Below are 25220 nucleotides of genomic sequence, written 5' to 3' on the forward strand. Positions count from 1 at the left end.
TGTGAATGCAGGCAAATGGAATTTTTCTTTTATTATTCCAAAAGATATCAATTACGAATTTGGCAAAGGAAAAATAAGCTTGTATGCTACTGATGAAAAAACAAAAGATGCAGCAGGTTATGAGGATCGTTTAATTATTGGCGGCGTTTCCAATGACAGCATTAAAGACGATCGGCCTCCGGTCGTAAAGGTGTTTATGAACAATGCTGATTTTGTAAACGGAGGAATTTGCAGTCGAAATCCGATACTGTATTCACAAATAAGCGATGATTTTGGAATTAATATCAGTGGCAACAGCATTGGTCATGATTTGACCGCAGTCATTGATCAAAATTCACAAGCTCCAATCATTTTGAATCAAGTTTATAAATCCAAGCTAAACAATCCCCGGGAAGGTGAATTAAATTATCCACTAAAGAATTTAAGTCCCGGCAAACATACGGTTACCATCACAGCCTGGGATATTTCAAATAATCCCGGTTCGGGTCATCTCGAGTTTAATGTAATCGATGAATCGGATATTACTGTGGATCGAGTGTATAATTACCCCAATCCATTTTCCAATCAAACGGAGTTTCAGTTTGAAACCAACATCCTTGCAAGTGAAATGGAAATCATTATTCAGATTCAATCAATTTCTGGTCGCGTAGTCAAAACCCTAACTAAGAATATCCTAAACAACGGATATCGCATAGATGGGATTAAATGGGATGGAAATGATGATTTTGGCAGTGATTTGGCAAATGGTGTTTATTTGTATCGGTTGAGCATGAATGCAAAAACCGGAAATGAAATCATTCACAAACGGTCTTCATATCAAAAATTAGTCCTTCTTAAATAATAAAAAGTAGCTTTTTTACGATATATATAAGTTCCAGTAATAGCATCATATTAAAAAAAGAATTATATCTAATTGTATGCTAAATTTGCATTTTAAATCAATTATCCCTGTTTTATGCGTTTTCTAACATGTTTTTGCTTTTTAATTCTAGGCATGAATCTTTCAGCTCAAACCTGGAATCCTGCGAAAGGTTGTATCGTCGATGCCAGTGGCGAATGCCTTCAAAATACCATTTTAACAGCGCTGCCCTTTTTAAGGATCAACCCGGATACCCGTTCGGGCGGTCTGGGAGATGCGGGCGTTGCTTTATCAACGGACCCCAATGCGATGCACCACAATGCAGCTCGATTGGCGTGGTCAGAAAACAATATGGGCATTTCAGCTACCTATTCTCCCTGGTTAAGAAACCTTGGAATTGATGATATTTATCTATTGTACTTATCAGGATATTATAAAATCGATAAATTTCAGACGGCTGGATTAGCAGTTCGCTATTTTAGTTTAGGTAAAATTGATTTTAGAGATGAAAATGGGAATGATATCGGTACCGGCCAACCCAATGAATTTGAAATAGCGGCAGCTTATAGCAGAAAACTTTCTGATGTATTTTCTGCCAGCCTTTCTGCAAAATTTGCTTATTCAAATCTTGCAACTGGTAAAACAGTAGGTGCTTATGATATTACTTCTGCAAAAACCTTTGGGGCAGATCTTGGATTTTTATATCGCAATAAATTAGGGGCAAGTGGACGTAGAAATTATTTGAATGTCGGTCTTGCCATAACAAATATTGGTTCTAAAGTAACTTATATCAAAGGGTTGGTGAAAGACTTCATTCCAACCAATCTGGCTTTAGGTGCTGCTTATGAAATGAATTTTGATGATTACAATTCCTTGACAACTACCTTTGAAATCAACAAATTATTAATTCCATCTCCTAGAAAACCAGGGGATCCACTCTACGATGTCGACAATAATAAAATAGCAGATTATCGTGAAAAAAGTTTATTTGAGGGCATCTTTGGTTCATTAAATGATGCACCTGGAGGAGGAAAAGAAGAATTACAGGAATTGATGTATTCTTTAGGTTTGGAATATTGGTATGACAAACAATTTGCTGTTCGCATGGGCTATTTCCATGAAAATGCTCTAAAAGGAAACCGGAAATACATGACCTTAGGTTGCGGTGTAAAGTACAATGTATTTGGACTAAACCTCTCCTATCTGGTCCCTACCACCAATAATAGAAGTCCTCTTGCAAATACCATCCGATTCTCCATCAGTTATGATTTTGACGGAGGTTCAATTGGAAAACAAAGTGGAGAATAATAAAAAGGAGTTATTCCTAAAAACAACTCCAATTTTTAAAAAAGCCAAATAAGCCGGATTCTGTACTTTATGAATAAATCATAAAGTGCTTATCATTTATCTAAGCTGCCTACCCCTCTATCTGCTTGCGCAACCACGGGTCCTGGCATTCTTTCGAACGATAGATATACATGGCATTTCAATTCACAAGGTTTATCCCAACAAGCTGTTACCAGCCTGATGCGTGCGCTCTTACCACACGTTTTCACCCTTATCCCGCCAGGCGGGACGGTAATTTTCTGTGACACGTTCTCTTCAGGACGCGAATCCTGAGCCATCTGTTAAATGGTGTGATGACCCGACATTGTCCGGACTTTCCTCTGCATATTGCTATGCAGCGATAAGCTATGGCTGCACAAATTTACGAAATACCCTGTCAACAGCTCGTATTCAATACATTATAATAAAACTTAATGTATAAATTCCTATTTTTACGGCAAATTACAATGGTAAACCTTTCCATAAATAGAAATTGGTATTTGGTTTGGATTGTGGCTTTGCTCTTGTTGACCTTGGCAAAGGTTTACGAATGGGTTTATCCATCTTTCCAACACGATTACCACCATTTCCTGAAAATAAAACTGGAAGGTGAACTCAATGCACACCTGGACAAGGATTCTAAATACCTCAGGCAACTAAATCCTTTATTAGTTGACGTCAATTCGCTTACTGGCTTTGAAAATTCAGAAATCATCAAAATCGCCAGACAAAGTGAAATCAAGCAAGTAATCTGTAAGGAAGGAGAAATTCGCTTTTGGAATGGCAAAGATGGTTTTTTTGAAGCGCTTTGGTGTACCGATGCATTCAAATCCGATAGCATCTCACTAATTAAATACAATGGTTCATACTTCCTGACTCTTGATACGCAATTAAACAACGACAGTCAAAAGATCAATTGCATCAGACAGTACCACATTAACAGCACCCAAGATATTAAACAAGGGTTTACACTTACAAAAACGCGTAAGACTCAAAAAGATCTACCAATTTTTGCAAAATCAAATACAAAAAAACCATTATTTTATTTGAATGTGGATGGTCCTTTTCTGGCACCCTATTATGGAAATGCATTGATTTTATTTTATTTGCTTACCCTCATCATATTCTACATTCCTTTTCATCGCATTGCACGTGATTTTTTTAATAGAGGAAATTATCCCTGGGCCAATCTCATCCTATCAACTGGCGTGCTAGTGACTGCCAGTATGTGCCAATGGATCGTACATCAAAATGATTTTTATCACAGCATGTTGACCGATAAATTGGTCCATACAAAATTTTATGACTACACCCTATTTGAATTCACCGTATTCTCAGGTATCTTTTTTCACTTAAGTTTTTTCTTTTATAAATATGCCAATATAGATAATACTTTAAGTGTCCTGAAATTTCGCTATGGTGTAGTGTTGTTTAATTATTTAGCATCCATCGTTGCACTGATTATCTATTGCTTTATTTTTTAGCGCCGTATTTATTCATTCTGATTTTTACTTTGACCTCAACAATATTTTTTCAATTCGGGTAGAAAATTATATTTTACTTTTTGATTTATTGATTGCGCTGCTTGCTATATTTTTAATTACCAATAAACTCACGCTCAGTACTGCCAGTTTTGAATTACCCTTCCGTCATAAAATTTTGATTTATCTATTGGCATTTCTTATTCTAGCTGGGTTCATCTATCAATCAAACATTAACATTGGATTGCTCACATTCTTTCTGGGAGTTTCAATCATTATTTGGATGCAGGATTTCTTTTCTGAGGAATATCAAAAAAATATATTGTGGTTGATATCTTGGATCATTGTGATTAGCATTTTAAATGCCAGCATGATTTTTCACTTCCAAAATCAAAAAAAACGCTACGTAAAAGATCAAATGATCGGACAATATGTTGAATGTCTTAAGATCCGGAAGGATTGTGTTCCGGAATTGATTCAAAATTGTACGACAAACCAATATGAACTTTATTTTTTTGAAGATAATTTTTTAAAATATTCCAGCAGTGTATATAAACCATCCATAGATCATGTCCAAAAGGTATTAAAAAAAGACAGCATTCGTCATGTGATACAAGGAGATAAAGACGTATTGTACACCAGATCCAAACCAAATCAATATCTGGTTATCAGCAACCCATTGGAATCTACCCTTAAAGGAATCTCTTTGTTTTCTTATTTGTTTACAGTCCTAATTTTAATATCCTACCTGATCAGTTTAATCCACCAACGCTTGCCTTTTTTACCGGAAGGATTACAAATTACATTTCAGGATAAACCTTCATTAAAAAACAGAATCCAGTTTTATGTAATATTAGGAATCGTCATCAGCTTTTTAATCATTGCAATTACAACCGTATTTTTTACACGTCAATCTGAAGATCAGATTTTTCGTGAAAATCTAGAAAGCAAAACCAATAATCTTTGCAATTTTCTGGAAACCACAATTCGGAATTCGAATACGCTGGATGATGCCAAATTGATCTTATCAGAACAAATCCGGCAATCCAGTCAAATGGTTGATTTTAATGTCAATCTTTTTAATACAAAAGGCGTTGAAGAAAAGGTATATGCCAACAATCAATCAGAACAAGATCCAATTTTTAAATTAATTGATCCCAATGTCTTCTTTAGTTATCCCAGTTTTTCTGAAGACATCACCATCACTGAAAGTCCGGACGATGATCTCAATGCTTACCGCAATTTATTTTACAACAATAAACGAATTGCAATTCTTCAAGTGGAAGCCAAAGCATCTCAGGAAAGTAAATCTGGAAACCGGCTCGCTAATTTGATAAATACATTACTAAACATCTATGTATTTCTCTTTTTAATTGCAGCCAGTTTGGCTACCCTTTTAGCAAATTCAATCACAGCACCTCTGGTAAATTTAGGAAATAAAATCAGACAGATTCGGTTGGGTAAAACAAACGAAAAATTAGAATGGAGCGGACAAGATGAAATCGGCGAACTCATCAGCAATTACAATCAAATGGTAAGTCAATTGGATGAAAGCGCTCAGCTACTTGCAAAATCTGAAAGGGATAGTGCATGGAGGGAGATGGCCAAACAAGTTGCACATGAAATTAAAAATCCATTGACACCGATGAAACTGAGCATCCAATATTTGCAGCAACACATCCGCTCAGGTGCAGAAGATGTTAAAGAAATGGCTCAAAAAGTAAGCTTGACCTTAATCGAACAAATTGACAATTTGACTAAGATTGCTACTGAGTTTAGCAATTTTGCTAAAATGCCAACCGCTGAAAATGAAAAAATCATCATAAATGAAATTGTTTCATCAGTTCATGACTTATTTCGCAAAAGAGAGTATCTTGACATCCTTTTATCCGTCCCAATTGATGAATTATTTGTCTTCGCTGATAAAAATCAAATTATCCGGGTTTTAAACAATCTGATCAACAATGCAATCCAGGCAATACCGGAAACAAAACGAGGTCACATCGATATTCAATTAGATGCCAATTCAAAGAATGCAATTATCATGGTTCGTGATAATGGGACGGGCATACCTGAAGACATGCAAGCCAAAGTGTTTCTACCCAATTTTACATCCAAGAGTTCCGGAACTGGTTTAGGATTGGCAATGTGTCAACAAATCATTGAGTCTGCAAATGGCCGCATTTATTTTAAAACGATACCGGGCGTGGGAACGAGTTTTTATATTGAGTTGCCTTTGATGCGTTCTGTGCCGAATACACCTGAAGATTCTAATGAGCTAGATTAATTTGTATTGAAATAAACAATACAGAACATGATTTGTATATATACTATACCCAATATATGCTCATAAATATCAGCTTAATCGTAGTTTCTTTTTTAGCAATGGAATTTGTTGCCTGGTTTACGCATAAGTTTATCATGCACGGCGTCCTTTGGTCCTGGCATGAAGACCATCACAAACCGCATCAAATGAAAACCGGTTTTTGGGAAAAGAATGACCGCTTCTTTTTGGTTTTTGCCATACCTTCTATGATTTGTTATATGGCCGGATCCTACTTTCCTGAGTTTCGATTTTTGTTATTTATAGGAATTGGAATTTCTATTTACGGTCTCTGTTATTTCTTGGTTCATGATGTGTATATCCATCGGAGATTTAGTTGGTTTAAACAATTGGACAGTCCGTATTCTAAGGCTGTATTAAAAGCCCATGGTGCACACCATGCCAAGCAAACTAAAGAAGATTGTGAATCCTTCGGAATGTTGCTGGTCAATCCCCGTTACTTCTCTAAAAAGAAAAAAGCTACTGCCAACTAAGAAATTGGCTCATTCAGATTTATTTTGATAAAACCTGTTTCATGGTAATGCCAATATTGGCTGGAGATTGGACTACGTGAATTCCACAAGCAGCCATCACTTCCATTTTTGCTTCTGCTGTATCAGCCGTGCCTCCTATGATGGCCCCAGCATGGCCCATTTTACGCCCTTTGGGTGCAGTTTGTCCGGCAATAAATCCAACGACTGGTTTCGTACCATATTCTTTAATCCATTCGGCAGCTTCGGTTTCCATGTTTCCACCGATCTCACCAATCATAATGATGCCTTCGGTTTGATAATCTGCCATCAATAATTGGACAGCCTCCAGGGTCGTGGTTCCAGGAATAGGATCTCCCCCAATTCCGATACAAGTAGATTGTCCCATTCCAGCTTTTGTAACTTGATCTACGGCTTCATAAGTCAAAGTCCCAGAACGGGAAATGATTCCAATATGTCCTTTTTGATGAATGAACCCTGGCATAATGCCAACTTTTGCCTCACCTGGTGTAACGATTCCAGGACAATTTGGGCCAATAAGCCGGCATGGATAATTTTTGAGATATTCTTTAACTTTTACCATGTCCTGAACGGGCACTCCTTCTGTAATGCAAACAATTACTCCGATTCCTGCTTCTGCTGCCTCCATAATCGCATCCGCAGCAAAAGCTGGAGGAACAAAGATTATTGAAGTGTTTGCATCCACCTTGTTGACTGCATCCAACACCGTATTAAAAACAGGACGGTCTAAGTGGGTTTGCCCACCTTTACCAGGAGTTACCCCGCCAATTACATTGGTACCGTACGCTATCATTTGTTCTGCGTGAAAACTACCTTCCTTTCCTGTAAAACCCTGAACTAAGACCCTTGAATGGGATCCAACCAATACCGCCATGTTGTTAAATTGTATTTACTGTTTCTCGATTATAAACACATCCTCATCAGATTTGGACATGTAATACTTTTCGCGCGCAAATTTCTCATAATTATTCTCAAAATCACGTTTATCGTCGCGAACTTTTACGATTAATTTTAGAAATTCATCCCGCTCCTTTTCAAGCGCCATAAGATTCGAGTAAATTTTTAGGGCAACGGGGATCCTGTATTGATCAAAAAAATACATATAGACAAGGAATGACACTGCTGTCAACCAATACTTATGGATCGAAATCCAATGAGGTAAATAGGTAATTATGGGGATCGTTTTCTTCTTTTGAGACACAATCACAGGAATATAAGGCAAATATATATACTATTTATTTATCAAATATCATTTTGCCCGGATAATATGCCTGATTTTCCAATTCTTCTTCAATTCGAAGCAGTTGATTGTATTTTGCGACCCGATCGGAACGGGATAACGAACCTGTTTTAATTTGCCCACAATGAAGTGCAACGGCTAAATCCGCAATGGTTGTATCCTCCGTTTCTCCAGAACGGTGACTCATCACGCACTTATATGAATTGCTTTGCGCTAAATGAACGGCATCGATGGTTTCTGTTAAGGTTCCAATTTGGTTTAGCTTAATCAAAACCGCATTGGCAGCGTGGAGTGAGATTCCTTGTTGGATTCGTTTTGGATTGGTAACAAACAAATCATCCCCAACCAATTGAATCTTATGTCCAATGGCCTTGGTCAATGCAATCCATGCATTCCAATCGTCTTCAGCCAAAGCATCTTCAATCGATACAAGTGGATAATTTGCAGCTAACCGGATCCAATAATCTACCATTTGTTCGCTACTTAAAGACCTACCATCCGATTTATGAAAAACATATCTTTGAGTTTTCTCATCAAAAAGTTCAGATACAGCCGGATCCATTGCCATTGCAATGTCTTGTCCTGCCTTATAGCCCGCTTTATCTATGGCAAGCATGATCAGATCCAAGGCTTCTTCATTTGTATTCAGAGCTGGAGCAAAACCTCCTTCATCCCCAACATTGGTAGAAAAGCCTTTCGATTTTAATACGGCTTTTAAATTGTGAAAAACTTCTGAACCCATCCGCAGAGCTTCTGCAAACGAAGAAGCTCCAATAGGTGCTATCATAAATTCCTGAAAATCGAGCTTATTGTCTGCATGGGCACCTCCGTTGACGATATTCATTAAAGGGACAGGGAGCGTATGTGCATTCACCCCACCTATATATTTGTAAAGAGGGAGATTGGCCTCTGTTGACGCTGCTTTTGCAACTGCCAATGAAATTCCCAGAATCGCATTGGCTCCAAATCTGGATTTATTTTCAGTTCCATCCGCTTCGATCATTGTTTTATCAATTACACGTTGCTGAGAAACATCCATTCCAAGAATTTCTTCGGCAAGTTCTTCTTCAATGAATTGACATGCTTTGAGCACCCCTTTACCCAGAAATTTAGTTTGATCACCATCCCTCAATTCTACGGCTTCATGTTTGCCTGTTGATGCTCCGGAAGGAACCGCCGCTCGCTCAACAATTCCAAATTCAGTTTCTACTTCGACTTCGACTGTTGGAAATCCCCTACTGTCTAAAATTTGCCTTGCACGGATATCTATGATCTCACTCATGTATTAAACTTTCTTGGTTTAGTTTCGCTGTATTTTGATAAAACTGTTTAAACAAGTACCTTGAATCATGCGGACCCGGCCCTGCTTCCGGATGGTATTGCACACTAAAAACAGGCAAGGTTTTATGGCGTATGCCTTCAACCGACTGATCATTTAAATTGATGTGGGTTAATTCAATTTCAGAATTGTGTTTCAGAATATCTTCCGGCTTTACAGCAAATCCATGATTTTGACTAGTGATTTCACCCAATCCACTGATTAAATTCTTTACAGGATGGTTGGTCCCACGGTGCCCATGATGCATTTTAAATGTAGAAACACCTAAAGCCAGGTTTACCAATTGGTGACCCAAGCAAATTCCAAAGACTGGTTTCCGGGTTGCGATCATTGCGGTTACGGTATCAATGGCATACTCCATAACTTCGGGATCTCCTGGACCATTGGACAAGAAATACGCATCTGGATTCCATGCATTGATTTCTTGGATGGTGCTTTTTGCTGGAAATACTTTTATATAAAATCCCATGATTTCAAGTTGCTTCAAAATGGATTTTTTGATACCATAATCCATTGCCGCCAATCGGAGTTTGCTTTCTGAATTTCCTATTAAGTAGGCCGTTTCTGTACTTACTTTTGATGCCAATTCGAGGCCTTCCATGTTAGGCACACTTTCTAAAAATTTCGCTAATTCTTTAATATCACTTAGTTCTGTAGATATGACAGCATTCATAGCACCATGAATCCGAATATGTCGCACCAAGGCTCTGGTATCAATGCCATGAATGCATATTACGCCATTTCTTTCGAGATAATCATTTAGATTCTCTTCTGCTTGGGTCCGACTCAGATGCCATGAAAAATTTCGACAAACCAAACCCCGTATTTGAACATTTGCAGATTCTGCTTCATTATGAATAATTCCATAATTTCCAATATGGACATTGGTATTAATCATAATCTGACCGTAATAACTCGGATCGGTATATATTTCTTGGTAACCGGTCATCCCGGTATTGAAACAAATCTCAGCTCCAAAAGTACCTGTTTTGCCTGCTGCGAAGCCTTTGAAATAGGTACCGTCTTGTAAAAGCAGCCATGCGTTTTGAGTAGAGCTGGTTGGCATATAAATAAATTATATTAGATTTTCACAAATATATAAAGCATTCTTTGAATGCTGATTGTTTTTGTATGTACAAAAAAAAAGCGGCTAAAGCCGCTTTAAATTTTTATTCCTTCTCTTCAGAAACAACAGTCCCGCCGGTTTCAACCGATGGATTGGCTGAATCTGACTTTTTTGTCCGTCCTCTACGAGTCTTTTTAATTTCAGCCGTTGGTGCTTTTGACTGAGAAGCAGAAATCATGATGTCATTAAAATCAACCATTTCAATCATTGCCATTTCAGCTCCATCCCCTTTTCTGAATCCTGTACGGATTACACGGGTATAACCACCTGGTCTGGTAGCAATTTTACCAGCAACTGTCCCAAATAATTCTGTGATTGAATCTTTGTCCTGCAAATAGCTAAATACCGTTCTTCTTGAATGTGTGGTATTGCTTTTTGATTTAGTCATTAAGGGTTCAATAAATACTCTCAATGCTTTTGCTTTTGCAAGCGTGGTATTGATACGCTTGTGTTTAATTAAAGCAGAGGCCAGGTTTCTTAAAAGAGCTACCCGATGTCCTTTTTTTCTGCCTAAATGATTAAATGCTTTTCCGTGTCGCATGCTATTAGTTTATACTCCGCGTTTAAAAATTAATCTTCGTCCAATTTATATTTGGATAGATCCATTCCAAAACTCAGGTTTTTAGTTTGTAATAATTCTTCAATTTCCACCAATGATTTTTTTCCGAAATTCCGGAACTTTAACAATTCATGTGTGTCATACTTAACCATTTCTGCCAATGAATTAATTTTAGCAGCTTTTAAGCAATTGTAAGCACGAACTGATAAATCTAAATCTTCTAAAGGTGTTTTTAATAATTTGCGCATATGAAGAACGTGTTCATCAACAATCGTATCTTCTTTACGCACTGCATCTTCGAATGTGATGTTTTCATCTGTAATCAACATCAAATGTTGAATCATAATCCGAGCAGCTTCTTTTACAGCTTCTTCTGGATGAATCGTACCATCGGTTCTAACTTCAAGGATTAATTTTTCGTAATCTGTTTTTTGTCCAACCCTGGTATTTGAAATGCTGTAAGTTACTTTTTGTATTGGCGTGTAAATGGCATCAACAGGAATGATTCCTATAGGTAAATCCTTAGTAATCATTTCATCCGCTGGCATATACCCACGGCCTTTTGCAATGGTTAATTCCAATTCTAAATTCACAAAAGGCTCCATTCTACAAATAATCAAGTCTGGATTGGTAACTTTAAAAACATTGGTACTGTTTTCAAGGTCTCCTGCTGTAAATTTATCTTTACCACTGATGGTGATGTAAATTTTTTCTTCTTTGATGGTATTGGCATCCATCAATGGTTTTAATCGAACCTGTTTCAGATTCAGAATGATTTCAACCACATCTTCCATTACTCCTTTAATGGTAGCAAATTCGTGTTCAACGCCGGCAATACGTACGTTTGAAATTGCAAATCCTTCAAGGGACGACAAGAGAATTCTTCTTAAGGAATTTCCAATTGTTTGTCCGAATCCAGGTTCCAACGGCTTAAATTCAAAAGTACCTTCAAAGTCGGTTGATTTTTGAAGAATGATTTGATCCGGCTTTTGAAAGTTAAGAATACTCATGCTGTGAACGTTTTTATTATTAATAGGATTACTTAGAATACAACTCGACAATCAATTGTTCGTTGATTGGTTCTGGTACCTGCTCGCGATTAGGATATTGAAGAAATTTACCCTCCATCTTATCAGCATTCCATTCCAACCAAGGAAATTTGCGTGTATCGGTTTTTTGAGCAACGTGGTGCTTGATGAATTCCAATCCTTGAGATTTTCCTCTTACGGTTAATACATCACCCGGTTTTAAACGGAATGATGGAATATTTACCAATTTTCCATTTACATTGATGTGACGGTGTGAAACCATTTGACGAGCCCCTTTCCGGGTTGGAGCAATCCCCATCCGGTATACGGTATTATCAAGACGTGCTTCCAAGTATTGGAATAAGTTTTCACCAGTTACACCTTCTTTCTTATGTGCATCATGGAATATATTTCTAAATTGACGTTCTAAAACGCCATAGGTATATTTAGCTTTTTGTTTTTCAATCAGCTGCAAAGCATAGTTTGATTTTTGCTTCTTTTTACGGGAAGGACCATGTTGCCCCGGAGCATATTTTTTCTTTTCAAAAGACTTATCATAACCAGTCAAAGACTGTCCGAACGATCTTGATTTTTTAGTAACCGGGCCTGTATATCTCGCCATATCTTAATTTCTACTATTGAAGGATTATACTCTACGATGTTTAGGAGGTCTGCAACCATTATGCGGAATCGGTGTCGTGTCAATAATTTTAGTGATTTTAATTCCAGAACTATCCAATGCTCTAATGGCAGCTTCACGACCTGAACCAGGACCTTTTACCAATACTTCTGCAGAGCGCATACCGGCATCAAATGCAGTAGCCGCAGCTGTATTTGCAGACATTTGTGCAGCGAATGGGGTATTCTTTTTTGAACCTCTAAAACCAGATCTACCGGCACTTGACCACGAAATAACTTCACCTGCTTTATTGCACAATGAAATAATGATATTGTTAAAAGTTGCTTGAATGAATGCAATTCCTTCAGAATCAACTTTAACTTTTCTCTTTTTAACCTTTTTTCCTTTTGCCATAAATGAATGGAATAAATAATATTACTTGGTTGCTTTTTTCTTGTTTGCCACGGTTTTACGCTTTCCTTTTCTAGTACGCGCATTGGTTTTTGTACGCTGACCACGAACTGGAAGGCCTTTTCTGTGACGGATTCCACGGTAGCATGCAATGTCCATTAATCGTTTAATACTCAATTGGACATCTGATCGAAGTTCCCCTTCGACTTTAATTTCTTCCTGAATCAATTTTGCAATTGATTGGACTTGATCATTTGACCATTCCTGAACCCGGACACTTTCTCCGATCCCAACTTTGGACAATATGTTTTTAGCTGTAGTCGAACCTATCCCATAGATATAGGTTAAGCCTACAACTCCTCTTTTATTTCTTGGTAAATCAACCCCTGCAATACGTGCCATAGAATTTCTTGTTTTGAATTAACCTTGACGTTGTTTGAATTTAGGATTTTTCTTGTTGATTATATACAACTTCCCTTTCCGACGTACAAACTTGCAGTCAGCTGTTCTTTTTTTAATGGAGGTTCTTACTTTCATTTCTTTTTATTTATATCTATAGGTAATTCTCCCCCTTGACAAGTCGTATGGGCTCATTTCAACCGATACTTTGTCACCGGGAAGAATTCTTATATAATTCATCCGCATTTTGCCCGAAATTGTCGCAATTATAAGATGATCGTTCTGAAGTCTTACCCTAAACATGGCATTTGAAAGTGCTTCTTCTATCGTACCATCCTGGGTAATCAGGTTCTTTTTGGTCATCTTAAAATTTTCGGAGTGCAAATATCTATCTTTTTAATCAATTTTTGTCAATTCTATGTTATTTTTCACAGATTTTTCAATGATTTTGTGATCTGAAAGCTTTTCTCCCCCATCCCTTCGAACTGCAACGGTATGTTCGAAATGTGCGGAAGGTTTTTTGTCCTGAGTAACCATGGTCCACCCGTCTTTAAGTTGCTTGACTCTTCGGGTGCCCAAATTAATCATGGGTTCTATCGCAATGACCAATCCTTCTTTTAGAACCAGCCCACGACCCTTTTTTCCAAAATTTGGAATCTCTGGGGGTTCATGCAATTGTTTTCCAATTCCATGTCCAACCAATTCCCGAACAACACCATAGCCATATTTTCCTTCTGTGTGATCTTGAATGGCCTGACTGATGTCTCCAACTCGGTTTCCAAATTTGGCTTCCTTAATTCCAAGTTCTAAGGATTCTACCGTCACCTTCAATAATTGTAAAATTTCAGGGGCAACTTCTCCCACCACAAAGGTGTATGCTGAATCTCCATAAAAATCATTCAAACACACTCCACAATCTACAGAAACGACATCCCCACTTTTTATAGGTTCCTTTGATGGAATTCCATGCACCACTTGTTCATTAATTGAAATGCACAAACTGGCAGGAAAACCGTGAAAACCTTTAAATGCCGGAAATGCTTTATGATCTCTTATATATTCTTCTGCTTTTTTATCCAAAGCCAGGCCAGAAATCCCTGGTTTCAAAAGGCTCGCAACTTCTGCTAACGTTGCACAAACCAGCAGCGAACTAATTCGCATTATTTCGATTTCCTCTTCTGTTTTGAGGTAAATCATTCAATTCTCGATTAACCGTTTACAATCGGACCAACTCCTTGACTAAAGCGTCCTTCAATTCTTCCTGATTTCACCAAGCCATCGTATTTTCTCATGAGTAAATAAGATTCCACTTGAGACAAGGTATCCAGAATAACCCCTACCATGATCAGAACGGAAGACCCACCAAAGAATCTTGCAAATTGTGGATTTACACCAAATACCACTGCAATGGAAGGAAGTATCGTTAAAAAACCTAAGAAAATGGCCCCTGGCAAAGTAATCCGGGTAGTAGTCGTATCAATGTATTCTTCTGTATCTTCTCCAGGTTTAATTCCTGGAATAAATGCATTCTGCCGTTTAAGATATTCGGCATAATTCTGAGGATTAACAATTAAAGCGGTATAGATATAGGTAAACCCAACAACCAGAATAAAAGTCAGAAAATTATGCCAAAACCCATAAGGATCTGTCAAAGTATGCATTACCCCTGTAGTTCCTAATGTTGGATCTGAGGTCATATATTGTACTGCTGTCAATGGCAAAAACAATATAGCCTGGGCAAAAATGATCGGCATAACACCGGCTGCATTTACTTTAAGTGAATGTAATCCCGGTTGGTAGCCATTGGCATCGAACCGGTACCTCTTCCTACCATTCGCTTTGCAAATTGAATGGGTATTTTTCTGACTCCCTGAATGACCAGGATCGTGGCTATTACAATCAGGAATAGAATGATAATCTCCAATAAAAAGAGTAAAAATGACTGTGAATTCAATTCGAATGCAAACGCAGATGGCAAGGATGCAATAATCCCGATCATGATGATCAATGAAGTACCATTTCCAATTCCGCGATCTGTAATCCGTTCACCCAGCCACATACAGAATACTGTACCCGTAGCCAGAATGATACTATTGGAAAACCAGAAAATGAACGCGCTAACATTTGGATCAACGGCACCCATGGATTTTACATAGGTCAAATATCCACCACCCTGAACCAGGGTAATAAACACCGTAAGGATCCTTGTGATTTGACTTAATTTTTTGCGGCCGGACTCTCCTTCCTTTTGTTGAAGTCTTTGAAAATATGGCACAGCAAAACCTAATAACTGAACAATAATGGAAGCCGTGATATAGGGCATAATCCCCAATGCAAAAATAGACGCCTTATCAAAAGCACCACCTGTATAGCTATTAATTAATCCAAACAAGCTATTTGCAGAATTTGATGCTTTTTGATTCAATATTGAAGGATCAACTCCCGGTAATACGATAAATGATCCTACTCTGAAAATTATAAGCAAGGTAAGCGTATAAATAATCTTATCCCTTAGCTCTTGAATGCTCCAGATATTCTTTAAAGTTTCAATTAATTTTTTCATTCAGAAAAGTTAAATGAGTTCGATGGATCCACCTGCTGCTTCAATTTTGGTTTTAGCAGAAGCAGTGCATGCATGTACTCTTAATTTGAAAGCCTTAGTAATTTCTCCACGTCCCAAAATTTTTATTTTGTCGTTGACATTAAAAATTTTGTTGGAATTAAAAAATTCCTGATTTATTTCAGTTACCTGATATCTTTCTGCATAGTTAGAAAGTGTATCAAGGTTGACTTCTTTATAATTAATCCGGTTGATGTTTCTAAATCCAAATTTCGGAATACGTCTTTGCAGCGGTGTTTGACCCCCTTCAAACCCTTTAGTGGTTGTTGCCCCAGAACGGGCTTTCATACCCTTATGTCCTTTTCCTGAGGTTCCTCCGTGACCGGATCCTTCACCTCTAGCAATACGTTTTTCCTTATGGATGGCTCCTTTAGCCGGTTTAAGATTGTGTAATTCCATGATACTTATATCTTTTCAACTTGAACAAGATGTTTAACTTTATTAACCATTCCCAAGATCTGTGGCGTTGATTCAACTTCAACAGAATCATGAGGGTTTCTTAAGCCCAATGCTCTTATGGTCAATTTTTGTCTTTCGCTCGTTTTAATAACGCTTTTAGACTGAGTAATTTTTATCTTTCCCATGATTCAATACTAAATTATTAACCTTCAAATACTTTTATCAATTCAATTTTACGCTGCTTTGCAACTTCATAGGGACTTCTGATTTTTGTCAGAGCATCCAAGGTTGCTTTTACAACATTGTGCGGATTGGAAGAACCAATTGATTTTGCTAATACGTTATGAATTCCGGCAATTTCCAATACAGCTCGCATCGCTCCACCTGCTATAACTCCTGTTCCATCTGCTGCTGGCTTTATAAATACCCGACCGGCACCGAATTTTCCTTTTTGTTCATGTGCGATGGTCCCTTTTTGAATTGGGACTTTGATTAAATTTTTCTTTGCATCATCTACCGCTTTAGAAATTGCATCAGAAACTTCTCTAGCTTTTCCAATTCCCTGGCCTACAATTCCGTGGCCATCTCCTACTACAACCAATGCCGAAAAGCTGAAGGTTCTACCTCCTTTGGTAACTTTTGCTACCCTGTTTAAGTTAACCAGTTTTTCTTTTAACTCCGTTTCACCAGCTGCCTTAACTCGTACTACATGCGATTTTGCCATGATCTTTATTATAGAAATTTAATTTTAAAAATTTAATCCACCTTCACGGGCTCCCTCAGCCAATGCTTTAATTCTGCCATGATATAAAAATCCACCGCGATCAAAAACCACTGCATCGATATTTATACTTTTAGCTTTGCTGGCTATCAACGTTCCAACCTTTTTTGCAAGATCACTTTTGCTTGCTTTTCCCAAGCTTTTATCACTGGATGAAGCTGCGCACAATGTTTTTCCTGCTGTGTCATCAATAAGTTGACAATAAATTGCCGTATTGCTTTTAAATACCGCCAATCTCGGACGCTCTGGAGTTCCGACAACTGATTTGCGAATTCTAAATCTTATCTTTTGACGTTGTGTATCTTTATTTTTTTTCATGTCAATCGAATTACCGATTAAAAAACTAATTATTACTTACCTGCAGATTTACCAGCTTTTCTACGAAGAACTTCACCAGTAAATTTGATACCTTTCCCTTTAAATGGTTCAGGTGCTTTGAATGAACGTATTTTAGCACAGATCTGACCGATTAATTGCAAATCAGAACCTTTTAATATTATTTTAGGATTCGAACCTTTTTCTGTGATCGTTTCCACTTTTAATTCACTGGGTATATAAAACAAGATTGGATGTGAATAACCAATAGACAATTCCAATAAATTTCCTGTATTCGAAACCCTGAAACCCACACCGACCAATTCCATTTGTTTTGTAAAGCCTTCATTTACTCCAGTGACCATATTACTTACTAATGCACGGGTTAAGCCATGAAGCGATTTGTGTCTCTTTTGTTCTGTGGGTCTACTGATGCTGATATTTCCATCTTCTGTTGTGACTTTCATATCCGGATCAATCGCCTGAGTCAACGACCCTTTAGGACCTTTAACCGTGACAGTCGATTTATCAATTTTAATTTCCACTCCGTTAGGGATTGGAATCAACTTTTTTCCTATTCTTGACATCTTAAATCAATTTATTAATATATGTAACAAAGTACTTCCCCACCAACATTTTCTTTCTTTGCTTCTTTGTCAGTTAAAAGTCCTTTTGAAGTTGAAACAATATATATTCCAAGACCGCTTATAATACGTGGTAATTCATCCACATTACTGTAAACTCTTCTTCCAGGTTTACTCACCCGTTTTAATTCTCTAATAATGGGTAATTTTGAAACAGGATCATATTTTAAGGCAATGCGGATCAAGCCTTGCTTGTTTTCAGAATCCTCAAATTTATATTTTAAAATATAACCACTTTTATAGAGTATTTCCGTAATCGCTTTCTTTGTATTGGATGCAGGAATATCTACGATCCGAAAACCAGCTAACTGCGCATTGCGAATTCTGGTTAGGTAATCTGCGATTGAATCTGTTACAATTGACATAATACTAATTTATAAATTTAAAATTACCAACTTGCTTTTACGATACCAGGAATCTTTCCATCTAAAGCCATCAAACGAAATACATTTCGTGATAGTCCGAAACGACGCATAAATCCTTTTGGACGACCTGTGAGCCCACATCTGTTTTTTAAACGTACCGGAGATGCATCTCTTGGCAATTTTGAAAGTCCATCATAGTCATGGTCTTTTTTAAGTTGAGCACGCACATCATGGTATTTTGCTACCACACGTTCACGCTTTGCCTGTCTTGCTATAATTGATTTTTAGACATAAAAACGAAACTTAAATTTTTTGATTTTTAAAAGGCATACCCATATGTTTTAGCAATTCAAAAGCTTCCGCATCTGTTTTTGCTGTAGTAACAAACGTGATGTCCATTCCTGCAATCTTATTAATTTTATCTAAATCGATTTCAGGAAAAATGATTTGTTCTGTAATCCCCAATGTATAATTCCCTCTTCCATCAAAACTGTTATCAGAAACTCCTCTAAAGTCCCGAACACGAGGCAACGCTACTGTAATGAGTCGATCCATAAATTCATACATCCGGTCGCTTCTCAAAGTTACTTTTGCGCCAATGGGCATTTTTTCTCTTAATTTAAAGTTAGAGATTGCTTTTTTAGATTGGGTGGCAACTGCTTTCTGACCAGTAATCGTCGTGATTTCATTCACTGCAATATCCACTAATTTTTTATCCTGGGTTGCACTTCCTACTCCTTGATTGATGCTTATTTTCACCAATTTAGGAGCCTGCATAATAGAAGAGTATTGAAACGTTTCCATCAATACCGGAACTACATTTTTTTGATAATGTGCTTTAAGTCTGTTTGTGTAACTCATCACTTAATTATTTCACCTGATTTTTTAGAAACACGTACTTTTTGGTCATTGCGAATTTCATAACCTACACGTGTTGGTTTTCCACTCTTTGGGTCTAACAAAGACAAATTGGATATGTGAATTGGAGCTGAAAATTCTACAATTCCACCTGGGTTGTTGTTTGTAGGTTTCATATGTTTTTTAACAATATTGATCCCTTCAACAACTGCCCTGTTTTTTTCACTTACAATCTGGCTTACGATTCCTTCCTTTCCTTTATTGGAACCGGAAATGACCCGGATTTTATCGCCTTTTTTTATTTTAAATTTCATAATTCCTATTCAAATTAATCTTGTAAAATAATCAGAGTACTTCTGGAGCTAATGAAACAATCCGCATATAATCTTTTTCACGAAGCTCCCGTGCAACTGGCCCGAATATACGTGTACCCCTTGGTTCGTCAGCAGCATTTAAGAGTACTACCGCATTATCATCGAAACGGATATAAGAACCGTCTTTACGACGAATTTCTTTTTTGGTTCGAACAATCACCGCTTTTGAAACAGTACCTTTTTTTACACCACCTGGTGTAGCTGATTTTACCGTTACAACGATTTTATCTCCAATAGAAGCATATCTTCTTTTGGTTCCACCTAACACACGAATACAGAGCACTTCTTTTGCACCACTATTATCCGCTACGTTTAGTCTTGATTCTTGTTGTATCATCGCTGCTTAAATTTATTATTCTCCTTTCTTAATAATTTCTACGAGTCTCCAGCATTTATTCTTGCTGAGCGGTCTGGTTTCCATAATACGAACCAAGTCGCCTATTGTACACTCATTGTTTTCATCATGAGCAAAATATTTTTTACTCTTATTCATTCGTTTGCCATACTTGTCATGCAACAAACTTCGCTCAACCTTAACTGTGATAGTTTTGGCCATTTTATTGCTACTGACCACTCCCACTTTTTGCTTTCGAAGATTTCTTTCCATTATAATTGCGTATTATGCTTGTACTGTTGATCGTTTAGTTAATTCAGTTTTCATCATTGCAATTTCTCTTCTTAAAAAGAGGATTTGCTTTGGATTTTGCAGCCCTTTTACTTTGTGCTCCAGTTTTAATGAATGCAATTGATTTAGTGCACCGGTAAGATCTTTCTCAAGCGTCTCCTGATTCATTCCGGTAAATACCTCATATTTTCTTAATGCCATGTCAGTTTATTTAAGCGGTTGCAAGATTTTGAAATTCTCTTCGTACAATCGTTTTCGTTTTTATTGGTAATTTTTGAGCTGCAAGTGCAAAAGCTTCTACAGCAACATCATAAGGAATGCCGTCCATTTCAAAAAGGATGGTACCTGGTTTGATTACAGCTACATAATGATCCAAGGCCCCTTTACCTTTTCCCATACGAACCTCTGCAGGTTTGGATGTGATGGGTTTGTCTGGAAAAATTCGAATCCAAACCGTCCCTTCTCTTTTCATATGTCTGGTCATAGCCACCCTTGCGGCTTCAATTTGCCGACTGGTTAAACGAGCAGAATCCATTGATTTTAAGCCATATGTGCCAAAAGCTATGGTACTTCCACGGTGAGCCATTCCCTTATTTCTTCCTTTCTGCTGTTTCCTGTATTTCAGGCGCTTTGGTTGTAACATGATCTTATTTTTAAAAAAGAGTCGCAAAATTACGATAAATTATTAAACCTATTTTCTTCGTCCACGGTCTCCACCTCCGCCTCTACGATTATCACCTCCACGATCACTTCCCCCTCTGCGGTCTCCGCGATCCCCTCCACGATCTCCCCGGTCATTACCACCTCTACGGTTTCCACCACCCATTCCTGGTTTGGTTTCCTTCTTTTCTAATCCAACCAATGGAGAAAGATCTCTTTTTACAAACACCTCCCCTTTACAGATCCAGGTTTTAATTCCTATTTTTCCATAAACGGTTTGTGCTTCTTTAATAGAATAATCAATATCTGCACGAAACGTGTGCAATGGAATCCGTCCTTCTTTGTATTCTTCAGAACGGGCCATCTCCGCACCATTTAAACGACCGGAAATTCTAATCTTAATTCCCTCTGCTCCTGCCCGCATGGTTGATTGAATAGCCATTTTAGCGGCTCTTCGATAGTTGATACGGGATTCAATTTGTTTTGCAATTGATTCTGCAACGATCGCAGCATCCAATTCAGGTTTCCGAATTTCAATGATATTGATTTGAATATCTTGATTGGTGAGTTTTTTCAATTCTTCACGCAAGCTATCTACTTCACTACCTCCTTTACCTATGATAATACCCGGTCTTGATGTTTGAATGGACACTGTAATTCTCTTCAGTGTTCGTTCAATGATCACTCTGGCGACTCCTCCTTTGGCGATACGAGCATTTAAATAGATTCGGATTTTTTCATCTTCCACTACTTTTTGTGCAAAGTTCCTACCACCAAACCAATTGGATTCCCAGCCTCGGATAATACCTAAGCGATTGCCTATCGGATTTGCTTTTTGACCCATTGAGAATTTATTTTAAATTTTAATTTTCTGATTGTGTATTAATAGCCTGACTCCCTGCAACAATAAGTGTAACATGGTTTCTGCGTTTGCGAATTCTATGTGCACGTCCGTGAGGTGCGGGTTGAAATCGTTTGATAACCATGCCCCCATCCACAAATGCTGTTTTAACATAAAGTTTTGCTGCTTCCGCACCGCCTTCTCCATGTTTCTGCTCCCAGTTATTAATGGCAGAAAGCAACAACTTCTCAAGCCAAATTGATGCTTCCTTTTTGGTAAACTTCAATATATTGAGTGCGTCGTTTACATTTTTACCTCTGATCAAATCCACCACAAGTCTCATTTTCCTAGGAGACATTGGGCAGTTTCTCAATTTGGCTACAGCTTCCATATTATTTATTTTGCTTTATTTAAGTTTATCTGTTACCTGCGTGTGATCTAAATGTACGCGTTGGAGAAAATTCACCTAATTTATGTCCAACCATATTTTCCGTCACATAAACCGGAACAAACGTTTTTCCATTATGTACCGCAATGGTTTCCCCAACCATATCCGGAATAATCATAGAAGCCCTGCTCCAGGTTTTGATCACGGTTTTTTTACCGGCTCCTTTTGATTTTTGGATTTTTTCCATCAACTTATGATGTACAAATGGACCTTTTTTAATTGATCTTGCCATAGGAATTCCTATTAATTAGTTGTTTTTCTTCTTGTTATAATAAGTTTAGACGATTGCTTATTCCGCGATCTGGTTTTTGCTCCTTTTGCAAATTGACCATTTCTGGAACGAGGATGTCCTCCGGATGCACGTCCTTCACCTCCACCCATTGGGTGATCGACTGGGTTCATTGCAACCCCTCTGGTCCGTGGTCTCCAACCAAACCATCTGTTTCTTCCTGCTTTCCCTACTACCTCCAAACTGTGATCTGGATTTGAAGTAGATCCCATAGTAGCTTTACAGGTTGTTAAAATTCTTCGGATTTCACCAGAAGGCATTTTAATTACTGCGTAGCGATCTTCTTTTCCCATCATCGTTGCAGCAGTACCGGCACTTCGTACCATCGTAGCTCCTTGTCCAGGATGCAATTCAATGGCATGAATACTGGAACCGAGCGGCACATCTCCAAGAAACAGGGTGTTTCCTACATCAGGAGTGGCTGTTTTTCCACTTAAAATTTTTGCCCCAACTTTTAATCCATGTGGCGCAACAATGTATCGTTTTTCCCCATCTGCATAATTGATCAATGCAATATGTGCTGAACGGTTTGGATCGTACTCAATTGTTTTCACAGTTCCTGGAATACCATCCTTATCTCTGTGAAAATCAATTTTACGATATTGCTTTTTATGACCACCTCCACGATTTCTCATAGTCCGGTGGCCCTGATTATTTCTTCCGCCTGTTGAAGAGATACTTTCTACCAATGATTTTTCAGGACGATCGGTAGTTAACTCTTCATGAGTCAGCTGCACGCGAAAACGCATGCTGGGCGTAATGGGATTTAATTTTTTAACTGGCATAGTCTGATTTGATTAATACTATTCACCAAATATGTTTATTTCATCACCTGCTTTCAAGGTAACCATTGCTTTTTTATAGGATGGCTTGCGTCCTTTGATCACTGCATTTCTGGAGTTTCTGGATTTAGCTTTGCCGGGCATCATCAGGGTATTTACTGATTCTACAGAAACGTTATACATTTTCTCTATTGCTTTTGATACTTCAATTTTATTGACATCTCTTGCAACAACAAAAGTGTATTGATTTCTTTTGGTAGAAAGTTTTTCAGCTTTCTCCGTAATCATTGGTCTTATAATTATTTGCTTCATGATTCTAATAATTTATGCAAGCGTTTCTGCTATTTTAGTAATACTAGATTCCAACAATACCAGTTTTTTGCAATTTAATATATCATAGGTACTTAAATCCTTTGCTACCTGCAATGCAGCATATGGAATGTTTCTGGAAGACAGATGTATATTCTCATTATAGTCTGGTGTAACAAATAAGGACTTTACATTCACCATATTGAGATTTTTCACAATTCCTACAAACTCACTTGTTTTAGGAGCGTTGATGTTAAAATCTTCAACAACCACGATCCCATTTGCAGAAGCTTTTTGAGAAAGTGCTGATTTTCGAGCTAATACCTTTACTTTCTTATTCAACTTTTGAGAATAATCTCTAGGATGCGGTCCGAAGGCACGACCTCCACCCTTAAACATGATATTCTTCATTGAACCTGCTCTGGCTCCACCGGTTCCTTTTTGTCTCTTTATTTTACGAGTTGATCTAGCAACCGCATGACGCTCTTTTGAATCATGTGTTCCCTGACGTTGATTTGCCAAATATTCTTTTACCGCCAGGTATAAGACATGCTCATTTGGTTCAATTCCAAAAACACTTTCAGGAAGTTCGATACTTCTTCCCGTGCTGGAACCATTTACGCTAAGTATATCCAATTTCATGCGATTACTTTTTTTCTATGATAACAATAGAGCCTTTGTGACCTGGAATGGCTCCTTTAACCAATAATAAATTCTTATCTGCCAAAATGCGAGCAATTTTCAAATTTCGCACTTTAATGTTGTCAGTTCCTGTTTGTCCGGCCATACGCAATCCTTTGACCACCTTTGATGGATAAGAAGATGCACCAATTGAACCTGGAGCCCGTTGTCTGTTATGTTGACCGTGGGTAGCATTTTGAACTCCACTAAACCCATGTCTTTTAACTACCCCTTGAAATCCCTTTCCTTTTGATATACCAGAAGCATGTATGGTGTCCCCTTCATTAAAGATGTCCATCAAACTAACTTCTTCGCCAAGTCCTTTATTCAAAGAGCAATCCCTGAATTCAAATGAATTCTTCTTTGGACCTGTGTTTGCTTTGGCAAAGTGTCCGGTTATGGCTCTGTTGGCATTTTTTGCCTTTGCTTCACCATAAGAAAACTGTAAAGCAGAATAACCATCCGATTCTTCTGTTTTAACTTGAGTGACCACGTTTGGAGAAACTTCTACAACAGTACAGGCAATAAATTTACCGTCTGCACCATAGATGCTGGTCATTCCGATTTTCGTTCCAATTATTCCATTCACGATACGTGATATTTTAATTGTTTTTAAATCACCTTTCCAACAAGTGAAAAGATGCTGAATAAAAAATTAGGATTAATAATGGATCAGGATAATTTAACCTGAATATCCACCCCGCTCGGCAATTCGAGTTTTGACAATGCATCCACCGTTTTATTGGTGGGTGTGTAAATCTCGATAAGGCGCTTGTGCGTCCGAAGTTGAAACTGCTCCCGAGCTTTTTTATTCACGTGTGGCGAGCGCAACACGGTAAATATTTCTTTCTCAGTTGGCAGCGGAATCGGACCGGCAACTACAGCACCGCTGTTGCGCACGGTTTTTACAATTTTCTCCGTACTTTTATCAACCAGGTTATGGTCGTAAGAACGAAGTTTGATCCGAATTTTTTGATTCATGCCTATTACTAATTTGTTTTTTTATT

At 37.8% G+C, this 25220-nt stretch carries 38 protein-coding genes, 1 other RNA gene and 1 pseudogene; 5 read left to right on the forward strand and 35 right to left on the reverse strand.

Annotated elements, in window-relative coordinates:
• Position 1: 1 nt before the first annotated feature.
• Positions 2-841 (forward strand): T9SS type A sorting domain-containing protein, encoded by an 840-nt coding sequence (locus IPK91_04575; GenBank protein MBK8296549.1) that lies wholly within the window; start codon positions 2-4, stop codon positions 839-841.
• Between the two features lie 153 nt (positions 842-994).
• Entirely contained in the window at positions 995-2167 is a 1173-nt protein-coding gene (gene porV / locus IPK91_04580; protein MBK8296550.1) for a type IX secretion system outer membrane channel protein PorV, read from the forward strand.
• Positions 2168-2205: 38 nt separating this feature from the next.
• Here porV and rnpB read toward each other — a convergent pair.
• Positions 2206-2559: RNase P RNA component class A (gene rnpB / locus IPK91_04585), an RNA gene on the reverse strand.
• 93 nt (positions 2560-2652) lie between these two features.
• Here rnpB and IPK91_04590 point away from each other — a divergent pair.
• From IPK91_04590 to IPK91_04600, 3 genes are all read left to right on the forward strand, one after another.
• Positions 2653-3669, forward strand: coding sequence for a hypothetical protein (locus IPK91_04590; protein MBK8296551.1), 1017 nt, complete (start codon positions 2653-2655; stop codon positions 3667-3669).
• 367 nt (positions 3670-4036) lie between these two features.
• Entirely contained in the window at positions 4037-5953 is a 1917-nt protein-coding gene (locus IPK91_04595) for a HAMP domain-containing histidine kinase (protein MBK8296552.1), read from the forward strand.
• Between the two features lie 56 nt (positions 5954-6009).
• On the forward strand, positions 6010-6483 hold the full coding sequence (locus tag IPK91_04600) for a sterol desaturase family protein (protein ID MBK8296553.1): 474 nt from the start codon (positions 6010-6012) through the stop codon (positions 6481-6483).
• 19 nt (positions 6484-6502) lie between these two features.
• Here IPK91_04600 and sucD read toward each other — a convergent pair whose 3' ends face one another.
• The 34 genes and pseudogenes from sucD to rpsJ form a co-directional block, all read right to left on the reverse strand.
• Entirely contained in the window at positions 6503-7375 is an 873-nt protein-coding gene (sucD, locus tag IPK91_04605; protein ID MBK8296554.1) for a succinate--CoA ligase subunit alpha, read from the reverse strand.
• Positions 7376-7390: 15 nt separating this feature from the next.
• Positions 7391-7546, reverse strand: coding sequence for a hypothetical protein (locus tag IPK91_04610; protein ID MBK8296555.1), 156 nt, complete (start codon positions 7544-7546; stop codon positions 7391-7393).
• Between the two features lie 190 nt (positions 7547-7736).
• Positions 7737-9023 carry a phosphopyruvate hydratase gene (gene eno, locus IPK91_04615; GenBank protein ID MBK8296556.1) on the reverse strand — a complete coding sequence of 429 codons (1287 nt, stop codon included), beginning with the start codon at positions 9021-9023 and terminating at the stop codon, positions 7737-7739.
• A complete protein-coding gene (gene carA, locus IPK91_04620; protein ID MBK8296557.1) occupies positions 9016-10146 on the reverse strand; it encodes a glutamine-hydrolyzing carbamoyl-phosphate synthase small subunit in 1131 nt (376 codons plus the stop codon). The genes eno and carA overlap by 8 nt, the downstream gene beginning before the upstream one ends.
• Before the next feature lie 103 nt (positions 10147-10249).
• Positions 10250-10747, reverse strand: a complete 498-nt coding sequence (rplQ, locus tag IPK91_04625) for a 50S ribosomal protein L17 (GenBank protein MBK8296558.1) — start codon at positions 10745-10747, stop codon at positions 10250-10252.
• A gap of 29 nt (positions 10748-10776) precedes the next feature.
• The gene (locus tag IPK91_04630; GenBank protein ID MBK8296559.1) at positions 10777-11775 is read right to left on the reverse strand and encodes a DNA-directed RNA polymerase subunit alpha; all 999 of its coding nucleotides are present in this window, start codon (positions 11773-11775) and stop codon (positions 10777-10779) included.
• 28 nt (positions 11776-11803) lie between these two features.
• The gene (gene rpsD / locus IPK91_04635; GenBank protein ID MBK8296560.1) at positions 11804-12415 is read right to left on the reverse strand and encodes a 30S ribosomal protein S4; all 612 of its coding nucleotides are present in this window, start codon (positions 12413-12415) and stop codon (positions 11804-11806) included.
• A 24-nt stretch (positions 12416-12439) separates the two neighbouring features.
• Positions 12440-12826 (reverse strand): 30S ribosomal protein S11, encoded by a 387-nt coding sequence (gene rpsK, locus IPK91_04640; protein MBK8296561.1) that lies wholly within the window; start codon positions 12824-12826, stop codon positions 12440-12442.
• 21 nt (positions 12827-12847) lie between these two features.
• A complete protein-coding gene (gene rpsM, locus IPK91_04645) occupies positions 12848-13225 on the reverse strand; it encodes a 30S ribosomal protein S13 (protein MBK8296562.1) in 378 nt (125 codons plus the stop codon).
• Positions 13226-13243: 18 nt separating this feature from the next.
• On the reverse strand, positions 13244-13360 hold the full coding sequence (gene rpmJ / locus IPK91_04650) for a 50S ribosomal protein L36 (protein ID MBK8296563.1): 117 nt from the start codon (positions 13358-13360) through the stop codon (positions 13244-13246).
• 6 nt (positions 13361-13366) lie between these two features.
• The gene (gene infA / locus IPK91_04655) at positions 13367-13585 is read right to left on the reverse strand and encodes a translation initiation factor IF-1 (protein ID MBK8296564.1); all 219 of its coding nucleotides are present in this window, start codon (positions 13583-13585) and stop codon (positions 13367-13369) included.
• A 33-nt stretch (positions 13586-13618) separates the two neighbouring features.
• Positions 13619-14419: a type I methionyl aminopeptidase gene (gene map / locus IPK91_04660; protein MBK8296565.1), complete on the reverse strand. Its 801-nt coding sequence runs from the start codon at positions 14417-14419 to the stop codon at positions 13619-13621.
• A gap of 11 nt (positions 14420-14430) precedes the next feature.
• Positions 14431-15785: pseudogene (gene secY / locus IPK91_04665) on the reverse strand (preprotein translocase subunit SecY).
• Positions 15786-15794: 9 nt separating this feature from the next.
• Entirely contained in the window at positions 15795-16241 is a 447-nt protein-coding gene (gene rplO / locus IPK91_04670) for a 50S ribosomal protein L15 (GenBank protein MBK8296566.1), read from the reverse strand.
• 5 nt (positions 16242-16246) lie between these two features.
• Complete coding sequence (gene rpmD, locus IPK91_04675) at positions 16247-16426, reverse strand: 50S ribosomal protein L30 (protein ID MBK8296567.1); 180 nt, start codon at positions 16424-16426, stop codon at positions 16247-16249.
• Positions 16427-16443: 17 nt separating this feature from the next.
• Positions 16444-16965: a 30S ribosomal protein S5 gene (rpsE, locus tag IPK91_04680; GenBank protein MBK8296568.1), complete on the reverse strand. Its 522-nt coding sequence runs from the start codon at positions 16963-16965 to the stop codon at positions 16444-16446.
• 24 nt (positions 16966-16989) lie between these two features.
• Positions 16990-17346, reverse strand: coding sequence for a 50S ribosomal protein L18 (rplR, locus tag IPK91_04685; protein ID MBK8296569.1), 357 nt, complete (start codon positions 17344-17346; stop codon positions 16990-16992).
• A 26-nt stretch (positions 17347-17372) separates the two neighbouring features.
• Complete coding sequence (gene rplF / locus IPK91_04690) at positions 17373-17924, reverse strand: 50S ribosomal protein L6 (protein MBK8296570.1); 552 nt, start codon at positions 17922-17924, stop codon at positions 17373-17375.
• Between the two features lie 14 nt (positions 17925-17938).
• Positions 17939-18346, reverse strand: coding sequence for a 30S ribosomal protein S8 (gene rpsH, locus IPK91_04695; protein MBK8296571.1), 408 nt, complete (start codon positions 18344-18346; stop codon positions 17939-17941).
• Between the two features lie 23 nt (positions 18347-18369).
• Entirely contained in the window at positions 18370-18624 is a 255-nt protein-coding gene (rpsN, locus tag IPK91_04700) for a 30S ribosomal protein S14 (GenBank protein MBK8296572.1), read from the reverse strand.
• A 25-nt stretch (positions 18625-18649) separates the two neighbouring features.
• A complete protein-coding gene (gene rplE / locus IPK91_04705) occupies positions 18650-19207 on the reverse strand; it encodes a 50S ribosomal protein L5 (protein MBK8296573.1) in 558 nt (185 codons plus the stop codon).
• Positions 19207-19518, reverse strand: coding sequence for a 50S ribosomal protein L24 (rplX, locus tag IPK91_04710; protein MBK8296574.1), 312 nt, complete (start codon positions 19516-19518; stop codon positions 19207-19209). The genes rplE and rplX overlap by 1 nt, the downstream gene beginning before the upstream one ends.
• Positions 19519-19549: 31 nt before the next feature.
• Positions 19550-19915 (reverse strand): 50S ribosomal protein L14, encoded by a 366-nt coding sequence (gene rplN, locus IPK91_04715; GenBank protein MBK8296575.1) that lies wholly within the window; start codon positions 19913-19915, stop codon positions 19550-19552.
• Between the two features lie 15 nt (positions 19916-19930).
• A complete protein-coding gene (gene rpsQ, locus IPK91_04720; GenBank protein MBK8296576.1) occupies positions 19931-20188 on the reverse strand; it encodes a 30S ribosomal protein S17 in 258 nt (85 codons plus the stop codon).
• A 9-nt stretch (positions 20189-20197) separates the two neighbouring features.
• A complete protein-coding gene (rpmC, locus tag IPK91_04725; protein MBK8296577.1) occupies positions 20198-20404 on the reverse strand; it encodes a 50S ribosomal protein L29 in 207 nt (68 codons plus the stop codon).
• 10 nt (positions 20405-20414) lie between these two features.
• Positions 20415-20846: a 50S ribosomal protein L16 gene (gene rplP, locus IPK91_04730; GenBank protein MBK8296578.1), complete on the reverse strand. Its 432-nt coding sequence runs from the start codon at positions 20844-20846 to the stop codon at positions 20415-20417.
• A 48-nt stretch (positions 20847-20894) separates the two neighbouring features.
• Complete coding sequence (rpsC, locus tag IPK91_04735) at positions 20895-21707, reverse strand: 30S ribosomal protein S3 (protein ID MBK8296579.1); 813 nt, start codon at positions 21705-21707, stop codon at positions 20895-20897.
• A gap of 19 nt (positions 21708-21726) precedes the next feature.
• Positions 21727-22095, reverse strand: a complete 369-nt coding sequence (rplV, locus tag IPK91_04740; protein MBK8296580.1) for a 50S ribosomal protein L22 — start codon at positions 22093-22095, stop codon at positions 21727-21729.
• Positions 22096-22120: 25 nt separating this feature from the next.
• On the reverse strand, positions 22121-22384 hold the full coding sequence (gene rpsS, locus IPK91_04745) for a 30S ribosomal protein S19 (protein ID MBK8296581.1): 264 nt from the start codon (positions 22382-22384) through the stop codon (positions 22121-22123).
• 11 nt (positions 22385-22395) lie between these two features.
• Entirely contained in the window at positions 22396-23226 is an 831-nt protein-coding gene (gene rplB / locus IPK91_04750) for a 50S ribosomal protein L2 (GenBank protein MBK8296582.1), read from the reverse strand.
• Between the two features lie 18 nt (positions 23227-23244).
• A complete protein-coding gene (rplW, locus tag IPK91_04755) occupies positions 23245-23535 on the reverse strand; it encodes a 50S ribosomal protein L23 (protein MBK8296583.1) in 291 nt (96 codons plus the stop codon).
• 12 nt (positions 23536-23547) lie between these two features.
• Complete coding sequence (gene rplD / locus IPK91_04760) at positions 23548-24174, reverse strand: 50S ribosomal protein L4 (protein MBK8296584.1); 627 nt, start codon at positions 24172-24174, stop codon at positions 23548-23550.
• A gap of 4 nt (positions 24175-24178) precedes the next feature.
• The gene (gene rplC, locus IPK91_04765; protein ID MBK8296585.1) at positions 24179-24802 is read right to left on the reverse strand and encodes a 50S ribosomal protein L3; all 624 of its coding nucleotides are present in this window, start codon (positions 24800-24802) and stop codon (positions 24179-24181) included.
• Between the two features lie 83 nt (positions 24803-24885).
• Entirely contained in the window at positions 24886-25194 is a 309-nt protein-coding gene (gene rpsJ, locus IPK91_04770) for a 30S ribosomal protein S10 (protein MBK8296586.1), read from the reverse strand.
• Between the last annotated feature and the right edge of the window lie 26 nt (positions 25195-25220).

The sequence above is a fragment of the Saprospiraceae bacterium genome, assembly GCA_016712145.1.
GTDB lineage: Bacteria > Bacteroidota > Bacteroidia > Chitinophagales > Saprospiraceae > Vicinibacter.